The sequence below is a fragment of the Kribbella sp. NPDC049174 genome (assembly GCF_043197365.1).
Taxonomy (GTDB): domain Bacteria; phylum Actinomycetota; class Actinomycetes; order Propionibacteriales; family Kribbellaceae; genus Kribbella.
Genome location: NZ_JBICSZ010000002.1, coordinates 1,096,781 through 1,121,320, shown reverse-complemented (window position 1 = coordinate 1,121,320; position 24,540 = coordinate 1,096,781). Strand labels below are relative to the sequence as shown.

Genomic DNA, 24,540 nt, shown 5'->3' with positions numbered 1-24,540 from the left:
CCCTCCGTTCCTCAGTCCAGGCCGGGGGCCCCATGACCGGGCTCCCTCCACTCCTCAGTCCAGGCCGGGAGGCCCCATGACCGCCGAAGCAGGGCACGGACACGGTCATGGGCACGGGGTGAGCTCCGAGGCGGACCGGAAGCTGCTGAGCGGCGCCCTCGCGCTGATCGTCGGGTTCATGGCGGCCGAGGTGGTCGTCGGTATCGCGGCCGGCTCGCTGGCGCTGATCACCGACGCGGCGCACATGCTCACCGACGCGATCGCGATCGTGCTGGCCCTGATCGCGATCCGGCTGGCGGCCCGTCCGCCGGCCGGTGGGTTCACGTACGGCCTGAAGCGGGTCGAGATCCTGTCCGCGCAGGCCAACGGCATCACGTTGCTGCTGCTCGCGGCGTACTTCGTCTACGAGGCGATCGTCCGGATGATCGATCCGCCCGAGGTGAAGGGTGGCCTGGTGCTGATCACCGGTGTGGTCGGCATCGTGGTGAACCTGTTCGCCACCTGGCTGATCAGCAAGGCGAACCGCAGCAGCCTGAACGTCGAGGGTGCGTTCCAGCACATCCTGAACGATCTGTTCGCGTTCATCGCCACCGCGATCGCGGGTCTCGTCGTCCTGGTCACCGGCTTCGCCCGCGCCGACGCGATCGCCGCGCTGGTGGTCGCCGCGCTGATGCTGAAGGCCGGCGTCTCGCTGGTCCGCGACTCCGGCCGGATCTTCCTCGAGGCCGCACCGGTCAACCTCGACCCGCAGGCCCTCGGCGCCGAGCTGTGCGCGGTCGAAGGTGTGGTCGAGGTCCACGATCTGCACGTCTGGGAGATCACCTCCGGCGAACCGGCCGCGTCGGCCCACATCCTGGTCGCGGAAGGGCTCGACTGCCACCAGATCCGGGTCCAGATCGAGGCGCTACTGGCCGAACGGCACCAGCTGACCCACTCGACCCTGCAGGTCGATCACGCCACCGGCGACGAGGTCGACGCGCACTGCAGCGATGCCCACGGCACTGTGCACCGCTCCGTCACAGCCGCTGGAAGAGGATCTGACCCGGCCATTCCGAATCATTGACCGGTACGGCGAACTCCGCCTCCCGGGTGAAGCCCTGCTTCTCGTAGTACCGGACCAGCGCACCGTCGCCGCCCGCGAAACAGTCCACCCGCAGCAGCCCGACGCCGGCGGCGCGCGCCAGCTCTCGCGCATGGTCCAGCAACAGCGCGCCGATGCCCTGACCGGCCGACGCCCGATCGGTCACCAATAGGCGCACGTACAGCTCCGGCTCGTCCGCGGCCGGCACGTACGGCAACGCCGTACCCACGGCGAGGGCACCAACCACCCGCCCGTCGGCCTCGGCCAGCCACAACCCGCCGTCGGCGGCGAAGTCGGTGATCTGCGCGATCCGCCGCGGATTCGTCGAATGCGGCTCGATGCCCCACTGATCGGTCCGCCCCTGAGCCACCAGCCACTCGGTCGCCCCGTCCAGCAGAGCCAGTACGTCAGGGACGGCGGAGTGCCCCGCCTGGCGGATCTCGATCACCGGTCAACAATAGATGTCGAAAACCGCTGATCGGTCTCTACCTAGTAGGTGACGGCACCATCCGAGAGGAGCTCACCATGACCAAGAAGACCGGAAAGCTGGACAAGACGTTCACCGCACCGCTGCTGAAGAGCGACGCGAAGGGCGGCTGGACCTACCTGCAGATGCCGGGTTCGGCCGCGTACTTCGGCACCCGCGGCCTGGTCAAGGTCCGCGGCACCATGGACGGCCACCCGTTCGAGAGCTCGTTCATGGCGCTCGGCGACGGCACCCACAAACTCCCGGTGAAAGGCACGCTGCGGGACCTGATCGGCAAGGAGCCCGGCGACGAGATCACCGTGCACCTCGAGGAGCGCCTCGGCTGACGCGCCAGTCAGCCGAGGCGGTCCGGGCTACGCGAGTGAGACCAAGTCCAGGTAGTCGTCGGTCCAGAGGTCCTCGGTGGCGTCCGGCAGGATCAGCACCCGGTCGGGGCGGAGGGCCTCGATGGCGCCCTCGTCGTGGGTGACCATGACGATCGCGCCGGGGTAGCTGCCGACCGCGCCGAGGACCTCGTCGCGGGACGCCGGGTCCAGGTTGTTGGTCGGCTCGTCCAGGAGCAGGACGTTGGCGCCGGAGTGGACCAACCCGGCCAGTGCCAGGCGGGTCTTCTCGCCGCCGGACAGCACGTGGGCCGGCTTCTCCGCGTCGTCGCCGCTGAACAGGAACGAGCCGAGCACGTTCCGGACCTCACCGTCGGTCAGGCCGGGCGCGACCGACGCCAGGTTCTGCCGGACGGTGCCGGCCAGATCCAGGGTGTCGTGCTCCTGGGCGAAGTACCCGAGCCGCAGCCCGTGACCCGGCACGACCTTGCCGCCGTCCGGCTCCTCACGACCGGCGAGCAACCGGAGCAGCGTGGTCTTGCCGGCGCCGTTCAGCCCGAGGATGACGACGCGACTCCCCCGGTCCACGGCCAGGTCGACCCCGTCCAGCACCTGGAGGCCGCCGTACGCCTTCTTCAGACCGGTGGCGCTGAGCGGTGTCTTCCCGGACGGCGCCGGTTCGGGCAGCCGGATCCGTGCCACCCGGGCGGCACGTCGTACCGGCTCGAGCTCGGAGAGCAGCTTGTCCGCCCGCCGCGCCATGTTGCGCGCGGCAACGGCCGTGTTGGCACCGGCCTGCATCTTCGCCGCCTGGGCGTGCAGGACCGCCGCCTTGCGTTCCGCCGTGTTGCGTTCGCGGGTACGGCGGCGCTCGTCGAGCTCCAGCTGTTCGAGGTACTTCGCCCAGCCGGTGTTGTGGACGTCGATCGTGGTCCGCTGCGGATCCAGGTGGAAGACCCGGTTGACCGTTGCCGCGAGCAACTCACGGTCGTGGCTGATGACGACCAGGCCGCCCGGGTAGCCGAGCAGGAACTGGCGCAACCACAGCACCGAGTCGGCGTCCAGGTGGTTGGTCGGCTCGTCGAGCAGCAACGTGTCGTGCTGCGCGAACAGGATCCGGGCCAGCTCGACCCGGCGCCGCTGACCGCCGGACAGTTCGCCGACCGGCTGCTCGAGGGCGCGGTTGGGCAGGCCGACGCCGGCCGCGAGCCGGGCCGCCTCCGCCTCGGCCGCGTAACCACCGCCGGCCTGGAACTGCGCCTCGGCCCGGGCGTACGCCGCCATCGCGCGCTCCTGGGCTTCGCCGACCGCGGTGCTCATCGCGGCTTCTGCCTTGCGGAGGTTGCGTACGGCGACGTCGAGCCCGCGGGCCGACAGGATCCGGGCCGTGACGGTGAGGTCGGGGTCAGCGGCGCGCGGGTCCTGCGGCAGGTAGCCGACGGAGCCGGCCACGCTGATGGAACCGGACGCCGGACGGTCTTCGCCGGCCAGGGTCTTCATCAGGGTGGTCTTGCCGGCACCGTTACGGCCGACGAGCCCGACGCGGTCGCCGGGGCTGAGGTGGAACGAGAGGTCGGACAGCAGCAGGTGGGCGCCGACGCGAATATCTACACCGCGAACGGTGATCATGGTTACTCTCCGTGATAGCTAGTGGACGCACTTCAGGTGTGGAAGCGAGTCCGCAGCTAGACACAGAGGCAAGTAGCCATACGCCCAGAGTAAAACGACCCCGGAGAGCCGCCAACTGATTAACCAGGCCCCGGAGCAGCTCCACCCCCGGAGGGGCTGCTCCGGGGTGCGCTCCCCCGGGAACGGTGGTTAGTGGAGGCGGACTCTGGGGTCCAGGGTGGCGTAGGCGATGTCTACCAGGATGTTGGCTACAACTACGGCGGCTGAGGCGAACAGGACGATGCCGATGATGACGGGCAGGTCTTGCTGATTGATGGCGGTGACTGCGGTCTGGCCCAGGCCGGGGAGGCTGAAGACGGTTTCGATGACGACGACACCGCCGATCAGCTGGCCGAGGTCGATGCCGAACTGGGTGACCACCGGCGTCATCGCACTGCGCAGACCGTGGCGGACGATGACGCGGCTCTCGCGGATACCTTTCGACCGCGCCGTACGGATGTAGTCCTCACCCAGTACGTCGAGCATCGAACCGCGGGTCAACCGCGTATATGTGGCCGCCAGCAACAAAGCCAGCGCGATCCACGGCAGGAACAGATGCTGGAACCACGGCCCGATCCCCGCACCCAGCGCCGAGTACCCGCCGGCTGGGAACCAGTGGAACCCTGCCAGGGTGAGCCGGAAGTACAGGAAGTACAGCAGCAGCAACCCGAGCAGGAACGACGGGAACGAGTAGAAGAACAACGAGAACAACGTCAGCCCGCGATCCGCCAGTGACCGGGGATGCACCGCCGAGATCACCCCGTTGAAGACCCCGAGCAGCAACCACAGTACGGCGGCGCCGAGCGCGAGCGACACCGTGATCGGCAACGCCTGCCCGATGATCGTGGTCACCGGCACCTGGTGGTAGTAGTCGTACCCGAGATTGCCCTGCACCGCGTTCTCGAGGAAGTGCAGGTACTGCTTCCAGACCGGCAGGTCCAGCCCGAGCCGGTGCTTCACCAACGCGATCGTCTCCGGCGTCGCCTGCCGCCCGGCCAGTGTCTGCGCAACGTTGCTCGGAGCAACGAAGAACAGCGCGAACACGGCCACCGTGATGAGCCAGAGAACCAGGATCCCGTGGCCGATCCGGCGGATCAGAAAAAGAGCCATCGCCGCCTCCTCGCATCACCGTTGGAGCTGTCCATCCAGTAGTTGCCCCAGCCGAACAACGCCATCACTAGCTCCGATCCGCGCGGGGGTCGAAGGCGTCCCGGACGCCGTCACCGAACAGGTTGAAGGCCAGCGTGGTGATCAGCAGCGCCAGACCGGGGAAGAGGATGAACCACCACGCGGTCGTGTAGTAGTTCTGCGACGCGCTGATCATCCCGCCCCAGTCCGCGGTCGGCGGCGGCAGGCCGAGCCCGAGGAACGACAGCGTCGCCTGGGTCACGATCACCACCGGGATCAGCAGCGTGGTGTAGACGATCACCGGCGCCAGCACGTTCGGCAGGATGTCGACGAACATGATCCGGCTGTCCCCCGCACCCAGCGAACGTGCCGCTTCGACGAACTCCCGTTCCCGCAGCGACAGCACCTGACCGCGCACGATCCGGGCCACCGACGCCCAACTGAAGAACCCGATCACCATCACCGTCACCGTCAGGCTCGGGCCGGTGACCGACACCAACGCGATCGCCACCAGCAGGAACGGCACCGACAGCACCACGTCGATCAGCCGCGCCAGCACGGTGTCGACCAGTCCACCGAGGAACCCCGCCGCCAGCCCGAGGACGACGCCGACCACCACGGTGATCGCGGTCGCGAAGACTCCGACCAGCAGGGACACGCGAGCGCCGTACGCGATCCGCACCAGGATGTCGCGGCCGAGGTCGTCGGTCCCCAGCCAGAACGTCCCGTTCGGCCCGCGCGGCAACCCGTCCGGTGTCAACCCGATGTCGCGGTACTGCTCGTTCGGCGGATGCCCGGTGACGGCCGCGAACACCGGCGCGAAGACCGCCATCAGCACGATCAGCGCGATCACGACGAGCGAGATCATCGCCACCTTGTCCTTGCGCAACCGCCGCAAGGCCAGCACAAACGGACTACGCCCCTCGATCGCCGGCGCCTCCGCGGTGGTGTCGACCAGGTTGATCGCCGTGGTCATGGGGCCTCCCGGCCTGGACTGAGGAGCGGAGGGAGCGAAGCGACTGGAGTGACGAGGGAAGGCCGGGAGCCAGGGCCCCATGACCCCGCCGGCGCCGGAGGCCCGGCCAAAAGCACAGTCATGATGCCTTCAGGTCCGGTACGGCGGTGGACAGGTCCTCGCCGATCGTCAACGGGTGGATGCACGCGGTCCGATGCTCGACGGCATCGTCCAGTACGGCGACCAGCGGCGGCTCCCCTGCGGCGCAGTCGGCCCGGGCCTTCGGGCACCGCGTGTGGAACCTGCACCCCTCCGGCGGGTTCGTCGCGGCCGGGATGTCACCACCGAGGATGATCTGCTCGCGACTGTCGGCCGTGTCCGGATCCGCCACCGGCAGCGCGGACAACAATGCCCGGGTGTAGGGATGCCGGGTCTGGCCGAACAACTCCCTGGTCGGTGCGAGCTCGGCGATCTTGCCCAGGTACATCACCGCGATCCGGTCGCTGACGTGCCGGACCACGGACAGGTCGTGCGAGATGAACACGTAGGTCAGATCGAACTCCCGCTGCAGATCCGCCAGCAGGTTGATGATCTGTGCCTGGATCGACACGTCCAGCGCCGACACCGGTTCGTCGCAGATCACCAGTTTCGGCCGCAGCGCCAGCGCCCGGGCGACCCCGATCCGCTGCCGCTGCCCACCGGAGAACTCGGCCGGGAACCTGTTGTAGTGCTCGGGATTCAGCCCGACCAGCTCCATCAACTCCTGGACCTTCTTCTTCCGTTCCGCACCCGACGCGATGCCGTGGATGCTGAACGGGTCGCCGATGATCGAGCCGACCCGGCGGCGCGGGTTCAGCGAGCCGTACGGGTCCTGGAAGATCACCTGGATCTCCCGGCGGACCGGCCGCATCGCCTTCCGCGACAACGTGCTGATCTCGGTACCGTCGAACCACACCGAGCCGGACGTCACGTCGTACAGATGAGCCATGCAGCGGGCCAGCGTCGACTTGCCGCAGCCGGTCTCACCGACCAGCCCGAGAGTCTCGCCCTTGCGAACCTCGAGGGAGACACCGTCGACCGCCCGGACCACCTCCCGGGAATGAGTGGGGAACTCCTTCCGGACGTCCTCCACCCGCAGCAGTACGTCGTTCATCTCCTACCCTTCGGGTTTTGTCGGTTGCGTCGGATAGCGTCCTCAGTGGTTGCGATAGCCAAGCAACCGACACTTGCAGGACCAGCGACAACCGCGGCCGGGCGGGCCGTGGCAGCGCGGGGAGCCTTCTTGCGCAGTAGGGCAAAGCTGAGAACCGCGAACCTCAACCCAAACGGGTTGAAATCCCCTGCCTTCGGGCGGTGGGAGGACGTCAAGACGCAATCGCCTCGCTTACATCGTGAGGGAGCCAGCACGCCGACTGGTGCCGGGGGTCACCGCCGACATCAGTCAGCGGCGGCGTCTCCACGCACTTGTCGAAGACGTGCGGGCAGCGGGACGCGAACGGGCACCCGGCGGGCAGGCTGATCGGGCTCGGCGGACTACCCGGGATCGGAGTCAGCCGGTCCTCGCTGCGCGCTGGCAGGGAGGCCAGCAGCCCTTGCGTATATGGGTGATGGTTGCGGTAGAAGATGTCGCGGCGCGGTGCCCGTTCCATCACCGCGCCGGCGTACATCACCACCACGTCGTCGGCCATCTCGGCCACCACGCCGAGATCGTGGGTGATCAGGATGATCGCCGTACCGAACTGGTCCTGCAGCCGGCGCATCACGTTCAGCACCTGGGCCTGCACGGTCACGTCCAGCGCGGTGGTCGGCTCGTCGGCGATCAGCAGCGCCGGGTCGAGCGCCATCGCCATCGCGATCATCACCCGTTGCCGCATCCCGCCGGAGAACTGGTGCGGATAGTCGTCGATCCGCTCCGCCGCCCGCGGTATGCCGACCAGGGTGAGCAGGTCGGCGGCCCGCTGCCGGGCCGCCGACTTGCTGATCATCCGGTCGTGCGCGCGGATCATCTCCACGATCTGCCAGCCGATCCGGTAGTGCGGGTGCAGGCTGGACAGCGGGTCCTGGAAGATCATCCCGATCTGGTCCCCACGCAGCCGGCGCAACGTCGCCTGATCGGCACTGATCAGGTCGGTTCCGTCGAAGTACGCCGTACCGGAGACCTGGGCGCCGCGGGTCAGACCGGTGATGGTCTGGGTGGCGACGCTCTTGCCCGAGCCGGACTCGCCCACCACCGCCAGGGTCTGTCCGGCCTCGACGTCGAACGACAGGCCCCGGACGGCGCGGACGGTGCCGTCCGGGGTGTCGAAGGAGACCCTGAGGTCCCTTACTTCAAGCAGGGTCATGGGGCCTCCCGGCCTGGACTGAGGAGTGGAGGGAGCCCGGTCATGGGGCCCCCGGCCTGGACTGAGGAGCGGAGGGAGCGCAGCGACCGGAGTGACGAGGGAAGGCCGGGAACCAAGGCCCCATGACCCGGCGCGCCGGAGGCGTGCCAATATGCACAGCGACTGGAATGACGAGGGAAGGCCGGGAGCCAAGGCCCCATGACCACGCCGGCGCCGAAGGCCCGGCCAAAAGCACTGTCAGCCGCCCTGCTTGTCCTTGTCGAGCCATACGTTGGTCGGGTCGTAGTTCTGCATCGACGGGACGTAGACGGCGTTGTGGACATGGGCGGCGTGGTAGTTCGCCTGCTTGTTGTTGGTCAGCGGGTAGAAGGCGGCTTGGTCCATCACCCTGGCGTCGGCCTTCGCCCAGAGCTCGGCGGCCGCGTCCTGCGTCGGCGCGGAGGCCGCCTGCTTGATCAGCGCGTTGGTCTCCGGGTCGTTGTAGAGACCGAAGTTGCTGCCGACCGGCGGGAACGACGGCTCACCCGAGAACAGCGGGTTGAAGAACGAGAGTGCCGCGTTGCCGTACCAGTCCGCACCCCAGCCGGCCAGCGACAGGTCCCAGACACCGCGCTGGGCCACACTCGGCACCTGCAGGTACTTCACGTAGAAGTCCGCGTTCGGCGACGGCACGCCGGTGACGGTGATGCCGGCCTTGGACAGGTCCTGCTGGACCGTCTGGAACGTCTTGCTGCTGCCCTCGGTCGCGTTCCGGTACAGGAACTTCAGCGTCAGGTGGGGATAGCCGGCCTCGGCGAGCAACTGCTTGGCCTTGTCCGGGTCGTACGGGTACGGATCGTTGGGCTTGGAGCCGATGATCACGTCCGGCAGGACGTGGGTCAGCGGTGGGTTGAGGGTCTTGCCGCCGAGCACCTGCAGGATGTGGTCGCGGTTGATCGCGTAGCTGATCGCCTGCCGCACCTTGGGGTTCTCCAGCGCCTTGTTGTTGTTCGGCGAGACGGTGTTGTAGATGACGTACGGGTTCGAGCTTGCGGTGTCGCCGATCGTCAGGTTCGGGTCCTTCTTGGCCTGCAGCGCGGGCAGCTGGGACGGCGGCGGCGCGACGTCGAACTCCATGTCGGCGGTCTGGGTGCCGGTTTGCAGCTGCTGCTGGACGGAGTCCTGGGTGACCGTCTCGTTCACCACGATCTTGTCGACGTACGCCTTGCGGACCGGATCGGTGGACGGGTCCCAGGCGGGGTTGCGGGAGTACGTGATCGACTTGGTCGGCACCCACGAGTCGACCTTGTACGGGCCGTCGGACGGGAAGTTGTTGCCCAGCTCCGTGCTGGCGGGGAGGTACTTGAGCGCCTCGACCGGGGCCGGCGAGAAGGCCGGCAGGGTCAGCATGTCGACGAAGTACGACGCCGGCTGGTTCAGCGTGAAGACGACCGTCGTGTCGTCCTTGGCGACCACTCCGGGAAGCGGCGTCTTGTCGATGTAGGCCTGGATCGCGGCCGGGGTCTTCGCCACCTTGGTGAAGCCGTCCGCGAACGCCTTGTACCCGACGATCAGGTCGGCGAAGTCCGGGATGCCACCGAACGGCTGCACCGGGTTCGCGGTCCGCTTGACGCCGCGGACCAGATCGGCGGCGGTCACCTGGCGGGCCGGAGTCGTGTTCCACTTCGCCCCGGGCCGGATCTTGATCGTGTACGTCTTGCCGTCCGCGCTGATCCCGCCGTTCGCGGCGGTCGGGAGCTCGGTGGCGAGGTCCGCGACCGGGCTGGTGTTCTTGCCACCGGGGTCGGCCGGGTAGGTGAACAGTTGCCTGCTCCACATCCGCAGGTTGAGGTAGCCGACCGAATAGTAGCTGAGGTTCGGATCCATGTAGTCGACATCGCCGGCCCCGAGCATGTTCAGGGTTCCGCCGGTGACCGGCGTGGCTGCGGTACTGCCGGATCCGGACGGTGATCCGCCACCACTGTTGCATGCGGCGAGCATGAGCGTCGCCACGGCGGCAAGGGATACTGCCGCCAGCCGTCTTCGAGTGTGCTGAGTCGAACGTTCGTGCTGCAGCTCCGGCGTCCAGGTAGGTGCATCGCAAGGCGGAGAAGCTGCCTCGATGCGGGGTTCATCGTGGCTGCTTCTCCAACGCCGCGAGGTGCCTGCCTGGGCGTCGGAGATGCGCGCGAACGTTCGACTCAGCACACTTGCCATTGGTCCTCCTCCAGGACTCGATAGCGCCGAAGTTAGGACTCGCGGCGCCGCCTGGAGGCGCGGTCACAGAACCGTCAAGGCCTTGTCACCCCGGGCCCGCGCCAAGATGACGAAGTCATGACAGAAGTCACCGTTGTGTGGGCCTTCCGTAGGCCACACTGGACCGGTGGCACACAGCCTGCTGTTGGTCGACGACGAACCGCGCATCCGGCGGGTACTGCGGCTCGCCCTGGAGGACGAGGGATACCAGGTCGCCGAGGCGGCCAACGGGTACGACGCTCTCGCCGCGCTGCGCCGCGAGCCGCCGGACGTGGTGCTGCTGGACCTGATGCTGCCGGACCGCGACGGATTCACGGTCTGCCGCGAGATCCGCCGTACCAGTGACGTGCCGGTCATCATGGTGACCGCGCGGACCGACAGTCACGACGTGGTCGCCGGGCTGGAGGCGGGTGCGGACGACTACGTCACCAAGCCGCTGGTGGCCAAGGAGTTGTCGGCCCGGATCCGGGCGTTGCTGCGGCGGGTCGAGCCGGCCAACGCGCGGCAGTCGGACCTGCTGGTGGTCGGCGATCTTCGGATCGACGTGGCCGGCGCCGAGGTCTCGCGCGGCGACACGGTGCTGCCGTTGACCCGGACCGAGTTCAAGCTGCTGGCCGAGCTGGCCGGCGCCGAGGGCAAGGTGCTGAGCCGGGAGCAGTTGCTGTCCAAGGTGTGGGGTTACGGGTACTTCGGGGACAGCCGGATCGTCGACGTGCACATCCGCCGGCTGCGGCTGAAGATCGAGCACGACCCGGCCAGCCCGAAGCATCTGGTCACCGCCCGCGGCCTGGGCTACCGACTGGTGAGCTGACCGTGCGGCGGAGGTTCAGCCTGCGGGGGCGGGTGATGGTGGCCTACGGCCTGCTCGCGCTCGGCCTGTCCTCGGTGCTCGCGCTCGTCACCTGGAGTGTGCTCTCGGAGTACCTCACCGAGCAGCGCCAGTCCTCCGCGATGGTGACGACGTCCGACAACGCGGCGGCCTTCCAGTACGGCCTGTTCGGCCCACCGCTGCCCTGCCGGTCCGGCCAGGAGCGCGTCGAGTGCGGCGACCCGACGCTCAAGCCGGATGTCAGTGTGATCGACCTGCTGAACAGCCTGCCGTCCACCGACTCGGCGTCCTCGATGGTGTACTACGACGGCCGCTGGTACTCACTGACCGGGAAGCCGTCCGACCTGCCCGCGGATCTGATCGACACGGTCCGCAACGGCACCGCGGCGCACCGCCGGATCACCGTCAGCGGTCAGCAGGTGCTCGCGGTCGGCGTACCGATGCGAGGGCCTGGGGAGGCGTTCTTCGAGTGGCATCCACTCGAGAGCCTCGACAACACACTGCAGACGTTGAAGATCACGCTGGTTTCGGCGGCGGTCGTTGCGGCGTTGATCGGCCTGGCCGTCGGACGGCTCGCGAGCACCGTGGCGCTGCGACCACTGGCCGCGCTGACGCGGGTGGCAGACGCCGTGGCGCGCGGGCAGTTGGATGCGCGGTTGCACGTCGAGAACGACCGCGACCTGGGTGGTCTGGCGCGATCGTTCAACCAGACCGCGGCGAACCTGGAGCGACGCGTGGCGGCGGACGCGCGGTTCGCCGGGGACGTGAGTCACGAGCTCCGAACGCCGTTGATGACGATGCTGAACTCGATGCAGCTGATCCAGAACCACCGGGCCGAGCTGCCGGGCCCGGTCCGTGAGCCGGTCGAGTTGCTCGGTGACGATCTCGACCGGTTCCGCCGGCTGGTGATCGACCTGCTCGAGATCTCCCGGGACGACGGCGGTGACCAGGGCAGCCGGGAGATCGTCCGGATCGCCGATCTCGTCCGCGCCGCGGCGAACGCGACCGCCGGCCGGGACGTGACGACCGTCGAGCCGGACGCCGAAAGCCTCACCTTGCAGGCGGACAAGCGTCGGCTCGAGCGAGTCATCGCCAACCTGGTCGAGAACGCCGAGGACCACGCCGGCGGTTGCAAGGGCGTCGGCGTCGAAGCCGGCGGCCTGGGGGTCGTGATCACCGTCGACGACGCCGGTCCAGGCATCCCCGTCGATGACCGCGACCGGATCTTCGAACGCTTCGGCCGCGGCGAGACCAGCAACCGCAGCCGCGGCGTCGGCCTCGGTCTGGCCATCGTCGCCCGTCACGTCCAATGGCACCACGGCACGATCCAGGTCACCGACCGGCCCGGCGGCGGCGCCCGCTTCGTCGTCGAACTCCCCGCCAAGACGACTTAGATTGCTTCGAGTAGTGCGGCGTATACCCGGCCGGGACCTGGGCGAAGAAGTCGCCCGCGACGAGCTCGACCCGATCGGTCATCCCCTCGCCGGCCAGCAGGGTGGTTGCCTCCGGCAACACCGACTCCAGCTCGAACAACACCCCGCGCATCGCCGGGTTGTCTGACCCTGACGGTCAGGTAGCCTGACCCTCATGTCAACGCCGCGCTACTTCGGTCTGCTCCGCCTCGCGTTCGACCAGGCGCTGGCCGCCGTACTGGCTCAGGTCGGGCCGCGCCATCCGGAGCTGCGGCCGGCGCACCTGCAGCTGTTCCGGTTCGGCGGGATCGACGGGTCACACACCGCCGAGCTGGCCGTGCACGCGGGGATGACGAAGCAGTCGATGCACGAGTTGGTCACCCATCTCGAGCGGCACGGATACCTGGTCCGCGAGGCCGATCCGGCCGATCCACGAGCCAAGCGGGTGCGACTGACCCCGGCCGGCCGGAAGCTGGAGCGGCAGATCCACGACGCCATCGCCGACCTGCTCGACGAGTGGGAGGCGAAGCTCGGTCACGAGCGGTTCGAGGACTTGTGGACCATGCTCGGGGAACTGACCGGCCAGACGGGTGCACTACCCGATCGCACGGCGATTCGGTCCGACAATTCTTGAGGAGGGCGTGCGAATGGCGATCGTGGTGTACGGCGCGGGTGGGATCGGGTGCTATGTCGGCGGGCGGCTGGCGGCGACCGGGACTCCGGTGACCTTCGTCGGGCGGCAGCGGATGGCGGACGAGGTGGCCGAGCACGGGCTGCGGCTGACGGACTATCTCGGCGCGGACCTTCGGGTTCCCGACGTCCGGTACGAGACGTCGCCGGATGCGGCCGCCGAGGCTGATCTGGTGTTGGTGACGGTGAAGTCAGCTGCGACGGAGAGCGCGGCCGGTGAGCTGGCCGAGGTACTGAAGCCTGGCGCGATGGTTGTCAGTTTCCAGAACGGCGTACGCAACGCGGAACTGCTGCGGAAACGGTTGACGGACCAGGTCGTGGTGACCGGGATGGTTCCGTTCAACGTGCTGAATCGTGGTGGCGGCGTGTTCCACCAGGGCACCGAGGGCGCGCTCGACATCCAGCGTCATCCTGGGCTGGCGCCGTACGTCGACGCGTTCGCCAAGGCCGGACTGCCGCTCACGCAGCACGACGACATCCTGCCGGTGCAATGGGCGAAACTCCTGCTGAACTTGAACAATCCGATCAACGCGCTGTCCGATCTGCCGTTGCGGGACGAGTTGTCGCAGCGTTCCTATCGCCGGTGTCTGGCTGCCGCTCAGGCCGAGACCCTCGCACTGCTCGACACCGGCGGCATCACGCCGGCTAAGCTGCTGCCGGTCCCGATGCACCGCTTCCCGGCGATCCTGCGCCTGCCCGACTTCCTCTTCCGCCGCCTCGCCGCCAAGATGCTGGCCATCGATCCGCTGGCCCGTACGTCGATGTGGGAAGACCTCGAGGCCGGTCGCACCACCGAGATCGACTACCTCAACGGCGAAGTCGTCCGCCTGGCCGAGTCCCTCAACCGCTCCGCCCCGGTCAACGCCAAACTCGTCGCGCTGATCCGCGCCGCCGAACTCGACCGCCACCCGTGGTCAGGCCCGGATCTCCTGCGGGAGTTGCAGGGGTAGTTCTGCGCGTCTCGCTTTATGAGACGAGTATTCTCGGATAATGAACGGATATGACGTAGCCGTGGTCGGCGGAAGTGTGGCGGGACTTCAGGCCGCACTGACACTCGCGCGAGCGCAGCTCCGCGTGGTGCTCTTCGACGACGACCACGCCCGCAACCGCACCGCTTCGCATGTGCACAACTATCTCGGCGCGGAAGATCCGTCACCGGCTGAACTGCTCGCGGCCGGTCGTCGGCAGGCCCGCGCGTACGGCGCCGAGGTGAAGGCCGCTCGAGTCGGCGACATCACCGTCGACGACGGCTTCGTGGTCGGCACGGTCGACGGTCAGCGTGTGCGGGCGCGGGCGGTTGTGCTCGCGACCGGGTTGCGCGACGAACTGCCGGACGTGCCCGGTGTCGCGGCGGCGTGGGGGCGGTTGGTGGTCGCCTGCCCGCACTGTCACGGCTGGGAGGTCCGTGACCAACCGTTGGTACAGCTCGGCATGCGCGGAATGCCGGACCGATCGGTCACCCGCGCATTGCTGCTCAGCCGCTGGAGCAACGACGTTGTGCTGTGCACCGATGGTGACGAGCTCACCGGCGATCATCTGGCTCGTCTGGGCAAGGCCGGGGTGACGATCCGGACCGAGAAGGTCGAAGCTGTGCAACCACGACAGGCTGACGTGCGCGTCGTACTGAGTGGGGGCGAGGCGCTGCTTCCCCGGGCATTGTTCGTGGTCGTTCGCCAGCATCAACAGAGCGAACTGGCTGCCCGGCTAGGCTGCCGGCTCGTCGACGGCGCAGTGGTGGTCGACGAAGGTGGGCGGACCACCGTGCCAGGTGTTTATGCCGTCGGAACGACTGCCGTGCCCAGCCTGTTCGCGATCGGCGCGGCGGGTCAAGCGAGCACGACTGCCGTCGCACTGCACGCGGATCTGCTCGAGCGCGACCTCAGCTCATAGCCGCGCGGCCGGTGGGAGGGTGGCCGGATCCGCGATCGGCCAGTCGCGTGGGCTTCGGCCGAGCTTGGCGAGTTCGTCGAGTTGCAGGACGCACCACGGAGACAGATCCGGGAAGTCCAGGGGCCAGGAGATCCAGCGGTACGACGCCACTTCGTCGGGATTGAGCGTGGGTTCACCGGTCCAGTTGACGCGGTAGACGGGACAGAGCTCGTTCTCGACCACGCCGGTCGGCATCTCGGCGCGGTAGCGGAACTCGGGCAGCACCAGGTCGATCCGGTCCGCGACGATCCCGAGTTCGTCGACGAGGCGCCGTCGTACCGCATCCACCACCGGCTCACCGGGAAGTGGATGCCCACAGCAACTGTTCGTCCAGGCGCCGGGCCAGGTCGGCTTGCCGAACGCCCGTTGGGTGATCAGCACCCGGCCGGCCTCGTCGACCACATAGCTGGAGAAGGCCAGGTGCAGCGGGGTCGCCGCGTGGTGGACCGTTGCCTTGGCCTCCGTCCCGATCGCCCGGCCGGCCTGGTCCAGCAGCACTACCCGCTCCTCCGTCACACCTGGAGCCTAACCCGATGCCCGCAGCGGCTCCGGCCTGTTAGCCTGTCCTCGTGATCAAGCGATTGGTGGCGTATCGACCGGCTCTGGGAGGGGCCGGCATTCGGTAGTCCCCACAACTCGCTCCACCCAGAGCCTCCGAGGCAGGAACCGTCCGGTTCCTGCCTTTTCCGTCGCCGGAGGCGTTCTGCGCGGGTGCCTCCTGTCCTGAGAGGAACCCATGATCGAACCAAGCGCGGTGGTCGACCGGTTACGTCGTACCACCGAAACCATCGTCGGTGAGGCCGAGTTGCTCGAACGGCTCGCGTCCGGGCGGCCGCTGCGGATCAAGTACGGCGTCGACTGCACCGCACCCGATCTCCACCTCGGGCACGCGGTCAACCTGTGGATGATGCGGCAACTGCAGGACCTCGGCCATCAGGTCGTGTTCCTGCTCGGCGACCTCACCACCCGCGTCGGCGACCCGACCGGGCGATCCGAGACCAGGCCGGTGCTGACGCCGGAGGAGATCGAGGCGAACGCGCAGTCGTTTGTCGAGCAGGTGTCGATCGTCCTGCGGACCGATCCGTCGGCGTTCGAGGTCCGACGCAATTCCGAGTGGTACGACGGGATGCGGGTGGCGGAGCTGTTGAGTCTGTTCGGGCAGGTCACCCAGGCTCAGTTGATGGCTCGGGACATGTTCCGCGAGCGGGTCGCGGCGGGGCGGGAGATCGCGGTGCACGAACTGGTGTACCCGGTGCTGCAGGGGTACGACAGCTTCGCGATGCAGAGCGATCTCACCATCGTCGGGTCGGACCAACTGTTCAACGAGCAACTCGGCCGGCATTTTCAGCAACGCCTCGGTGCGCCGCCTCAGGTGGTGATCACGACGACGATCACACCGGGGATCGACGGCCGGGCGAAACAGTCGAAGTCGCTGCAGAACTACGTCGCGCTCACGGACACCCCGCGGGACAAGTTCGGCAAGCTGATGAGCATTCCCGACTCGCTGGTGGAGGACTATGCCCGCGTCTACACCGAACTCTCCCTCGACACCGTCGCCGCCCTCGGATCGGCCGCGGCGACCGGCGGCCCACCCGCCCGCGACGCAAAACTCCGCCTCGCCGCGGCTGTCGTCACCCGCTACCACGGCGCCGGCACCGCCCGGACCGAACTCGAGTCCTTCACCCGGACCTTCTCCGAAGGCCACCAACCGACCGACATCCCGGAGGTGACGATCACGAGTCCGGCCCCGACAACCCTCGAGTTGCTCGAGGCCGCCCGCCCGACCGACAGCAGATCCGAACTCCGCCGCCTGATCCGCCAGGGCGCCGTCACCATCAACGGGACCCGCGTGGACGACCCCGACCAGACCGTCTCGTTGGCGTCCGACGTACTCCTCAAATCAGGCCGCCGCACCTGGCATCGCCTCCGCAAGGCGTGAAAACCGGGAGACGAGGGGTGGGTGGGTGGTCAGACTGAGCGGGTGGAGACGAAGTGGGTTGAGGCGTTGGTGAGTGTGGGGGCCCGGTTCGTGGGGCGCGCGCCGGGGTTCGAGGTGGAGCCGGCTTGGTGGTCGGAGGTGGAGGGGGTTACCCGGCGGCTCGACGAGTTGCTCGGGGTGCGGACCGTCGTACTGCGGTTGGTGCACGCGGACGAGGCCGAGATCGGTCGTGGTGGGCGGATCGTGTACCACGTGCAGGCGATGGGCGAACCGCGATCCGGGGTGCTCGACGAGACGCCGTACGACGGGTGGGACGCGATCGTCGCACCACATCCGCTCCGGTCGACCTGGGCCGAGGTGGACGGGCCGGAGCGGATCGTCGAGTGGGCGCGATCGTTCCTCGGACCGGTCGAGCCGGTGCAGGTGAAGACGTGGAATCTGTCCTGCCTGCTGCGCTTCCCGGGCGCGTGGGCCAAGGCGACGAGCCGGTTCGCGAGTGTGGACGCGGACATCATCGAGCACGTCCAGCGGTACGACGAGACACTTGCGCCGACCGTGCTCGGAAAGTCGATGGAGCACCGCTGGTCGCTACTCGCTCACGCACCGGGAAACGACTGCTGGGAACCGGACGAGGCAACGGTTGAGAACGTGGTCAACCGCTGGGTCGCGGTCCAAACTCAACTCACCGCCGAGGTCGGCGAACTGAGCGCGCCGCGACTGCTGCCGGGTGAGCTGGCGGCCGAGGTCGAACGCCTGCTGTCAGTCGTGCCACTGTCCGCGCGGCTTCGATCGGAGGTCGAGCATCTGCTCAGCAAGCTCCCGTCGATCATCGCCGAGTTGGACACAGCCGGGTTGCCGATCACGTTGGTTCACGGCGACTTCCATCCGGGCAACTGGCGCTCGGACGGGACGGCCCGGGCGATCGTCGACTGGGCCGACACCTTCATCGGCCACCCTGCGACGGACATCCAGCGCCTGACCGGCTGGCTGCCGGAGGCCAAGCGTGTCCACGCTCTGGAGGTCTGGACCACCGCCTGGAAAGACCACGTACCGGACGCCGATCCCGAGCGCGCCCTGCCGCCGACGGCCGTCCTGGTTCATCTGCTCTACGCGATCATGTACCAGCGCTTCCTCGACAACATCGAACCCGCCGAACGCATCTACCACGAAGACGACCCGCGCACGGAGCTCCAAGCGGCTGTCGAGGCTTACGGTCTCCGCGAGAGGAGTGTGACTGGATGACGGTTCTGGTGACGGGTGCGAGCGGGAATGCGAGTGGCGCGGTCGTGCAGGCGCTGGCTGCCTCGGGGATCGCCGGGCGGGCGCTGGTGCGCAAGGAGATCGCGCTGCCGGGTGGGATCGAGGCGGTGTACGGCGATCTGAATCGACCGGAGTCGTTCGTCGACGCACTGTCCGGTGTGTCGGGGATATTCCTGCTGAGTGGGTACGACCGGGTCGAGGAGTTGCTGGACAACGCCGTACGGGCGGGAGTTCGCAAGGTCGTCCTGTTGTCGAGCAGTTCGCTGGACAGCGCGGACACCTCGAACGCGATCGCCGCGTACCACCACGCTGCCGAGGAAGCGGTTACGGCGTCCGGGCTCGAGTGGACGTTCCTGCGGCCGAACTCCTTCATGTCCAACACACTGCGCTGGCTGGACCAACTGCGTGCGGGCGATGTGGTCCGGGTGCAGTTTCCCGACGTGCCGATCTCGACAATCCATCCACTCGACATCGCCGACGTCGCGGTCTGCTCGTTCGCCGAGGACCACGCCGGCACCATCCATCGCCTCACCGGCCCGGTCGCCCTCACTCCCCCGGAGCAGGTCGACATCCTGGCCCAAGCGATCGGCCGCCCGCTCACGTCGTACCCGATGACCCGGGCGGAAACCCACGACGACCTGCAGGCCTCGATGCCCCCGCAGTACGCCGCCGCCATCGAATCCTTCTTCGCCGACGCCCTCATCGACGAAACCACCGTCAACAACACCGTCGAAGAAGTCACCGGCCACCCACCCCGCACCCTGCAGACCTGGACCCGCGAGAACGCCGCGCTGTTCGGGGAGGTCCGATCAGGCGGACGGGCTTAGCGCGGCGACGTACTCGGTGCCGGAGCAGACCGTGCCGAGCCTGGGGAAGACGGTGGATACGGCGAATTCGTGCGCATGACCGTCGAGCCCGGTCATCGCATCCGCGATGTAGAGCGTGTCGTAGCCGAGGTCGTCCGCGGCCCGCCCGGTCGACTCGACACCGAAGTTGGTCGCGATCCCGGCCAGCGCGACGGTCTCGATCCCGCGGGTCTGCAACTCGTGGTCCAGCGTGGTCCGCCCGAACGCGCCGATCGTCCGCTTGACGATCTCCAGATCCCCCGGCTCCGGCTGCGCCCCGTCCGCGAACCCACTGCCCTCCGGCTGCAGCTCGACCCCGGGCCGTTCCACCCGCACGTTCACGACCAACCCGCCGACGGACCGTGTCGCCTTCGCCAGCGCCACGCACCGCTTGAGCACCTCAGGCCCGGTCAGTGGCGCTGTCTCGAGCGCCACGATCCGCGGCATCAGGTCGATCAGAACCAACGCGGTACTCCGAGGGTCCAGCTTGAGCTCGGTCATACCCCGACCCTAGTTCAGGCCGGCTGCCAAGCTCTCGGCGAAGGTGATGTCCCGCTCGGTGCCGGAGAAACCGAGTCGCCAACGGCCACCGTCGTACGCACCCGGTGGGAGCGGCCGCCCGCCCGGTTGCCAGAGCGGTTGCCAGGCGACCCCGCCGTTCGACGAGTCGTACCAGTGGTTGTCCGCGGACCAGGCCGAGCCCGCCCGGTACGCCGTCACGACACTGAGACCGGGACCTGTCGCCATCGACCACCGCGGTAGGCCGGCAACATCGCCCGTCCGCCCGAAGCCTCCGGGGTCACCCTGGTCAGCCAACGCCGAGTCGACGTTCAGCGCAACCTCCCAGACCGGTGCGTTCGTGGCACCGTGCACGGTCCAGTCGAGCCGGGTGTCGAACGTGGTCGGGCCGAAGTCGAACGACCAGTCCGCCGAGACCGGCTCGTCGCCGAAGGAGATGCCGCGCAGTTTCAACGACGAGCGGCCGGCATCCACCCGGGCGGCGGGGCCGCTGAGGTCGGTGGCGCCGAAGTTCCCGACCGCCAGGTACGGCGCGGTGGAGCGTCCGGTCGAGTCCAGGGCCGGACGGTAGTCACCGCGGCCGGCCGGGTCGACCTCGAGACTGGTGAGGGCCGCACGCGGGCTGGTCTCGATCGTCGCCCGGTAATGCGCCGTACTCACCACGCGCCCCTTCGTCACCTGCACCTTGGCGAAGTCGAGCGGCGCGACGAACAGACCGCCCTTACCCCACCCGGCTCCGGTGACGTACCACTCCTGACCGTCCTGCACGACCTCGGCCGCATGCGCCGGGATCGTCCCGACCAGCTGATCGATGGTGAAGTGCAGCGGATCCTTGCTCTTGTAGACCTTGGTCGACTCGTAGCCACCGTCACAACAGACGAACAGGTACCAGTCGGAGCCGCGCTGGACGACGAACGGCGACTCCGTCGGACCGCCGAACGTGCCGGTCGCCGGGTGCTCGAAGGCAGTACGGCGGTCGCTCCAGTGCCTCAGGTCGGTACTGGTGCGGTAGGCAACGATGTGGTTCCCGCCGGCCGGTGTCGAGTTGGCCGTGTAATACATCACCCACTGGTCGCCGACCTTGTGCACCATCGGGTCCCGCCCGTCGAAGCCGTCGGTGAACAGCGGGTTGGCCGCCGCATCCCGGGTCCAATGCACGAGATCGGTCGACGTCGCCAGGTGCATCCGGTACGCCGTGTGGTCCGGCGTGCCCGCGGCGTAGAACATGTAGTAGGTGCCCGCGTCGTACAGCACGTACGGGGCCCAGATGTGGCTCTCACCCGCGGCCGGATCGGCGATCAACGCCGGCGGCTGCTTCGTCCACGGACCGTTCGGCGTCGGTGCGGTGGCGTGGCCGAAGCTCTTCTCGTCGAGCGGGTTGGCCGGCTCCGCGTGCGTGATCGCGTACACGTGCCAGGTGCCGGTAGCCCGGTCCTGTACCAGGGTGTGGTCGTTGTAGTACCACGGCTCGGTCTCCCCCACGCCCGGGTCGTAGACCTTGGCGAACGGGCCGGCGACAACCACCTTGTCGACCTTCACGTACGGCGTGATCCGGACCCGCGCGGGTGACGCCGAAGCCTGCAGTGGCGCAGCGAGGACAGCAAGGCCGGCCACTGCGGCGAGAAGTTTGCGGATCATGAGTTCAGCACCAGGTCGAGGAGGTCGAGTCCGACGAGATAGCCGGTCGCGGCTGGATTCTTGCCGGTCAGTGTGAGGCTCACCTGGTGGTTACCGGCAGTAAGTTGCGCGGTGCCGAGGTCGACCTCGTGCGTGCTGACACCGGATGCCACGTAGCCGTCGAAGCTGACCGGGGCACGGTCATCGATCTGAATGTCGACAATCCCGTAGTCGGCAGCCTTCGTCAGGACGGTCGACACGTCGTAGGAGCCCGTCGTCGGAACGGCGAACCCGAAGACGGCCTTGTCTCCGGCCTTGGTGCCGTGGATCCAGGCCTGCGTGCCGTTCGACCACTCCACCCCACAGCAGTTGCCCTGGGGGTCGACCGGAACGGTCGACGAGATCGGCGGCAGCATCGACTCGCCCTCAACCCGTGAGGTGTTGCCGGTGGTCGCCTGCGCGGCAGCAGACTTCCGGCCGATGTTGCCGGCGAGATCGACGGCGGCGACTCGATACGTCCAGGTCTCGTGCAGCCCGAGGTCGCGGTGGACGAAACCCGGCAGCGGGCTGGTCCCGATCAGTTTCTCGGGGCTACCTGCCTTCGCCCCATAGACGTTGTACCGCGCGATCCCGCTCTCGTCGGCCGTGTCAGCCCAACTGACGTCGATCGCGTTGTTCGTCCGCCCGGTCGCGGTGACCGCAGCAACCGGGCCGGGCGCGCGCTTGTCGTCGTACGGGAGGACGAGGGACTGTACGACGTACGCCGACGCCGTCCAGCTGGGTCCGGTCGGCCGGAGTTCGATGTCGAGCTTGGTCCGGCCGAAAGTGAGAGCCGGGGGCAACTGGTAGTTGTCGTCCAGCCAGCGTTGCCGATCGTTGCCGAGCGGCTGCAACCAGGTCCCCGCGTCATTGCCGTTGACAATCACCTTGGCGGACTGGCCGGGCGCGTTCTGATCGCTGGTCCTGCGCAACGTCACGCCGCGGTTGGCCGGGTCGATGGTTGTGCTGAAGCGGATCGGTTGTGCGGTGGCCCGGACCTGGTCGGTCAGGATCGTGTCGTCGTGTTCACCTTCGTACACCGACGTCACGTCGTACGTCTGCGCCGAGCTGTCGACGTACCCGTGCTGCTGCCGGCTCGCCGCCGAGCCGGTGTCGATTCGATCGGTCTCGCGGGCACCGAACTTCGCCGCGGTGTAGAGGAACGCGGTCGAGCCGTAGATCGCCGGGTGGTCGTCCTGCTGGCCGTGCTCGATGGTGAAGTCGAGGTGGTTCTGGAACCCGATCGAGTCGGTGATGTGCAATCGCCACGCGCCGTCGCACTCGTAGGTGCAGAACCCGGCCTTGACCTCGTGCGCCGAGTTGCCGTGGAACGGGGTCGAGTAGGTGCCGGCGTTGAAGTACCAGCCCGACTCGTAGTAGTCCTCCGTCCCGGTGCCGTGGATCGCCGGGGTGCGCTCGCCGTCGACGGACACCCGCTCGTCACCCTCGAGGTAGCCGCGAGTGTTGCCATCGGCAAGCAACCCTTCCATCGTCTGGGAGACGCCGACGAACTTCCCGCGCCCGGTGACGTCCGCGAACGTCCAGTCGCGGCCCTGTGTGGTCTCGCCGCGCGCCGAGATCGCGGTGAAGTATCCGGTCTTGCCGGTCAGCAGGTCCACGGCCTTGCGCGCGTCTCGCGCCGTGGTGACCTCGGCCTGCCCGGTCAGCCGGTACGACGATGCGTTCACCAGGGTGACCGTGGCGCGGCCGGCGTACGGCATCGGCCACCAGGCGGAGTACCAGCCGTCGGGGTCCATCGCGAAGAACAGCGACCGGACCGGGTTCTCGCCGAGGCCGGAGCCGAAGAACTCGCCGATCGGGGCGTCGACCCGCTTCTGGCCGTCGATCGTCACCTGCACGCGGACGCCGGCCAGCAGTGAGTCGGACGGCTTGACCCGGGCCGCGTCCTCCTCGGTCGCGGCGTACGCCATCGCGTGCGACCCGCTCCAGTTCTGCTGGGTGATCACGTAGCCGTGGGCCTGCTCGTCGGCGACGTGGTTCGGTCCGAGGTCGAGGGTGTCGGTGCGCTTCGCCGCACCGCCGACGATCGAGTCGGCCCAGTAGGTGAACTCGTTGAAGTCGAGGTCGGACGAAATGAACTCGTTGGTGATGGTGAGCTGCGACTTACCGGCAGTAAGTTCGGCCGGCAGGTCGACGACCTGGTCGTGCCACTGCGCACCTTCCGCCTTCAGCGGAGCCCACTCGCCGGCCTCGGCGCCGTCGACCAGCACCTTCGCCCGCTGGTTGCCGATCCGCAGGTCCATCCGGCGGATCAGCTTCACACCGGTGTTGGCCGGGTCGATCTTCACCGTGAACTTGCTGCCGCCGGTGAACGCCCGGCCGTCGTCGGCGAAGGACTGGAGATCCAGGCCGACGACCTCGGGCAGCTTGAGCCTGAGTGCGCTGAGCTCACCCGGTCCGTTGGCGTCGGCCAGCGTGACGCGTTTGCCGGGGGCAACGTTCAGGTCGGTGGCCTTGCTCTGTGCGCCGGGTTGCGCAGGCTTGGGGTCCTTGGTGCCGGCCGCCTTGAGCAGGGCGATGACGTCCTCGGCCTTGTCGGCCGGGTCGAAGGTGCGGAGACCGGTCGCGTCCGGGAACTCGCGGTAGCCGACGTGGTAGAAGTACGGGTTGCTCTGGGTGGTGATACGCATCGAGCGCTGGTACGGCATCGGCACCCGGATGTAGACGCCGCCGCTGGTCTCCTTGGCGTTCGCGACCAGCGGGAAGACGAACGGCGCGCCGAGCTTGCCGTCGACCAGGTCCTGCAGCGACGTGTGGATCACCTGCTGGCCGTCGAGCTCGATCGTGATCGTGCCCGTCTTGGTGACGTTGCCGTCGTCCCGGGTGAACCAGATCGTGCCGACCTCGCCGGGTCCTTCGTCCTCGGCGATGACACAACCGGCGGCGCTGGTCCGCAGGCAGGAGTACTTACCGTCGAAGCCGTCGTTGTTGGTGCCGTCCCGGCCGAAACTGGAGAACTGCTTGGTCCGTACGCCGGTCTGCAGCTCGGGCAACCGGTCGAGGTTCCGGTACACGTCCCAGCCGACCGGACCGTTGGCCGTGGCCGGCGCGGCGGATGCCGTACCTGGGGTTGTCACAACAGGGAGGACAAGCAACGCACTGAGGGCGAGCGTGGCAACACGACGGAGCATTGGGCGGCCTTCCGACTTCGTGGGAAATCGATTTCTGAGATGTTTACCACCGCTGTCGGGTGGTTGAGAAGACCTCGTGCGCAATTACCT

At 68.1% G+C, this 24,540-nt stretch carries 21 protein-coding genes; 10 read left to right on the top strand and 11 right to left on the bottom strand.

Translation table 11 applies throughout. The features are described 5' to 3' along the window. Window positions 1-76 precede the first annotated feature (76 nt). Window positions 77-1,063 (top strand): cation diffusion facilitator family transporter, encoded by a 987-nt coding sequence (locus tag ACGFIF_RS15955; protein ID WP_393155079.1) that lies wholly within the window; start codon window positions 77-79, stop codon window positions 1,061-1,063. On the opposite strand, the gene ACGFIF_RS15950 is transcribed toward ACGFIF_RS15955, so the two are convergent. Then, the gene (locus ACGFIF_RS15950; RefSeq protein ID WP_393155077.1) at window positions 1,017-1,529 is read right to left on the bottom strand and encodes a GNAT family N-acetyltransferase; all 513 of its coding nucleotides are present in this window, start codon (window positions 1,527-1,529) and stop codon (window positions 1,017-1,019) included. The genes ACGFIF_RS15955 and ACGFIF_RS15950 overlap by 47 nt on opposite strands. Before the next feature lie 77 nt (window positions 1,530-1,606). On the opposite strand from ACGFIF_RS15950, the gene ACGFIF_RS15945 reads away from it, so the two are divergent. Continuing rightward, on the top strand, window positions 1,607-1,894 hold the full coding sequence (locus ACGFIF_RS15945; protein ID WP_393155076.1) for a DUF1905 domain-containing protein: 288 nt from the start codon (window positions 1,607-1,609) through the stop codon (window positions 1,892-1,894). 27 nt (window positions 1,895-1,921) lie between these two features. Here ACGFIF_RS15945 and ACGFIF_RS15940 read toward each other — a convergent pair whose 3' ends face one another. The 6 genes from ACGFIF_RS15940 to ACGFIF_RS15915 form a co-directional block, all read right to left on the bottom strand. Then, window positions 1,922-3,520 (bottom strand): ABC-F family ATP-binding cassette domain-containing protein, encoded by a 1,599-nt coding sequence (locus tag ACGFIF_RS15940; RefSeq protein WP_393155074.1) that lies wholly within the window; start codon window positions 3,518-3,520, stop codon window positions 1,922-1,924. A gap of 189 nt (window positions 3,521-3,709) precedes the next feature. After that, entirely contained in the window at window positions 3,710-4,669 is a 960-nt protein-coding gene (locus tag ACGFIF_RS15935) for an ABC transporter permease (RefSeq protein ID WP_393155072.1), read from the bottom strand. Between the two features lie 67 nt (window positions 4,670-4,736). After that, window positions 4,737-5,663 (bottom strand): ABC transporter permease, encoded by a 927-nt coding sequence (locus tag ACGFIF_RS15930; RefSeq protein WP_393155070.1) that lies wholly within the window; start codon window positions 5,661-5,663, stop codon window positions 4,737-4,739. A 118-nt stretch (window positions 5,664-5,781) separates the two neighbouring features. Then, window positions 5,782-6,795, bottom strand: coding sequence for an ABC transporter ATP-binding protein (locus ACGFIF_RS15925; RefSeq protein WP_393155068.1), 1,014 nt, complete (start codon window positions 6,793-6,795; stop codon window positions 5,782-5,784). Window positions 6,796-7,006: 211 nt separating this feature from the next. Beyond that, window positions 7,007-7,984, bottom strand: coding sequence for an ABC transporter ATP-binding protein (locus tag ACGFIF_RS15920; RefSeq protein ID WP_393155066.1), 978 nt, complete (start codon window positions 7,982-7,984; stop codon window positions 7,007-7,009). Between the two features lie 237 nt (window positions 7,985-8,221). Next, window positions 8,222-9,976 carry an ABC transporter substrate-binding protein gene (locus tag ACGFIF_RS15915; protein ID WP_393155064.1) on the bottom strand — a complete coding sequence of 585 codons (1,755 nt, stop codon included), beginning with the start codon at window positions 9,974-9,976 and terminating at the stop codon, window positions 8,222-8,224. Window positions 9,977-10,346: 370 nt separating this feature from the next. Here ACGFIF_RS15915 and ACGFIF_RS15910 point away from each other — a divergent pair, with 370 nt between their 5' ends. From ACGFIF_RS15910 to ACGFIF_RS15890, 5 genes are all read left to right on the top strand, one after another. Then, window positions 10,347-11,030: a response regulator gene (locus tag ACGFIF_RS15910; protein WP_393155062.1), complete on the top strand. Its 684-nt coding sequence runs from the start codon at window positions 10,347-10,349 to the stop codon at window positions 11,028-11,030. 2 nt (window positions 11,031-11,032) lie between these two features. Continuing rightward, on the top strand, window positions 11,033-12,442 hold the full coding sequence (locus ACGFIF_RS15905) for an ATP-binding protein (protein ID WP_393155060.1): 1,410 nt from the start codon (window positions 11,033-11,035) through the stop codon (window positions 12,440-12,442). A 193-nt stretch (window positions 12,443-12,635) separates the two neighbouring features. Beyond that, window positions 12,636-13,094 (top strand): MarR family winged helix-turn-helix transcriptional regulator, encoded by a 459-nt coding sequence (locus ACGFIF_RS15900; protein WP_393155059.1) that lies wholly within the window; start codon window positions 12,636-12,638, stop codon window positions 13,092-13,094. A 13-nt stretch (window positions 13,095-13,107) separates the two neighbouring features. Beyond that, window positions 13,108-14,100 (top strand): 2-dehydropantoate 2-reductase, encoded by a 993-nt coding sequence (locus ACGFIF_RS15895; protein ID WP_393155057.1) that lies wholly within the window; start codon window positions 13,108-13,110, stop codon window positions 14,098-14,100. 40 nt (window positions 14,101-14,140) lie between these two features. Next, window positions 14,141-15,040, top strand: coding sequence for an NAD(P)/FAD-dependent oxidoreductase (locus ACGFIF_RS15890; protein ID WP_393155055.1), 900 nt, complete (start codon window positions 14,141-14,143; stop codon window positions 15,038-15,040). Here ACGFIF_RS15890 and idi read toward each other — a convergent pair. Next, a complete protein-coding gene (idi, locus tag ACGFIF_RS15885; protein WP_393155053.1) occupies window positions 15,035-15,595 on the bottom strand; it encodes an isopentenyl-diphosphate Delta-isomerase in 561 nt (186 codons plus the stop codon). The two genes, ACGFIF_RS15890 and idi, sit on opposite strands and share 6 nt — an antisense overlap. 220 nt (window positions 15,596-15,815) lie before the next feature. Here idi and tyrS point away from each other — a divergent pair, with 220 nt between their 5' ends. Genes tyrS through ACGFIF_RS15870 form a run of 3 tightly spaced genes read left to right on the top strand, consistent with a single transcriptional unit; the run spans window position 15,816 to window position 19,105 of the window. Next, window positions 15,816-17,018, top strand: coding sequence for a tyrosine--tRNA ligase (tyrS, locus tag ACGFIF_RS15880; RefSeq protein WP_393155051.1), 1,203 nt, complete (start codon window positions 15,816-15,818; stop codon window positions 17,016-17,018). Window positions 17,019-17,060: 42 nt separating this feature from the next. Continuing rightward, window positions 17,061-18,260: an aminoglycoside phosphotransferase family protein gene (locus ACGFIF_RS15875; RefSeq protein ID WP_393155050.1), complete on the top strand. Its 1,200-nt coding sequence runs from the start codon at window positions 17,061-17,063 to the stop codon at window positions 18,258-18,260. Then, window positions 18,257-19,105 carry an NAD(P)H-binding protein gene (locus ACGFIF_RS15870; protein WP_393155048.1) on the top strand — a complete coding sequence of 283 codons (849 nt, stop codon included), beginning with the start codon at window positions 18,257-18,259 and terminating at the stop codon, window positions 19,103-19,105. The genes ACGFIF_RS15875 and ACGFIF_RS15870 overlap by 4 nt, the downstream gene beginning before the upstream one ends. Here ACGFIF_RS15870 and ACGFIF_RS15865 read toward each other — a convergent pair. The 3 genes from ACGFIF_RS15865 to ACGFIF_RS15855 are packed head-to-tail and all read right to left on the bottom strand — an operon-like array spanning window position 19,088 to window position 24,396. After that, entirely contained in the window at window positions 19,088-19,624 is a 537-nt protein-coding gene (locus tag ACGFIF_RS15865) for an isochorismatase family protein (protein ID WP_393155047.1), read from the bottom strand. The two genes, ACGFIF_RS15870 and ACGFIF_RS15865, sit on opposite strands and share 18 nt — an antisense overlap. 9 nt (window positions 19,625-19,633) lie before the next feature. After that, on the bottom strand, window positions 19,634-21,280 hold the full coding sequence (locus ACGFIF_RS15860; RefSeq protein WP_393155045.1) for a glycoside hydrolase: 1,647 nt from the start codon (window positions 21,278-21,280) through the stop codon (window positions 19,634-19,636). After that, window positions 21,277-24,396, bottom strand: coding sequence for a DUF2961 domain-containing protein (locus ACGFIF_RS15855; RefSeq protein WP_393155044.1), 3,120 nt, complete (start codon window positions 24,394-24,396; stop codon window positions 21,277-21,279). Before ACGFIF_RS15855 ends, ACGFIF_RS15860 begins: the two co-directional genes overlap by 4 nt. Window positions 24,397-24,540: the final 144 nt, after the last annotated feature.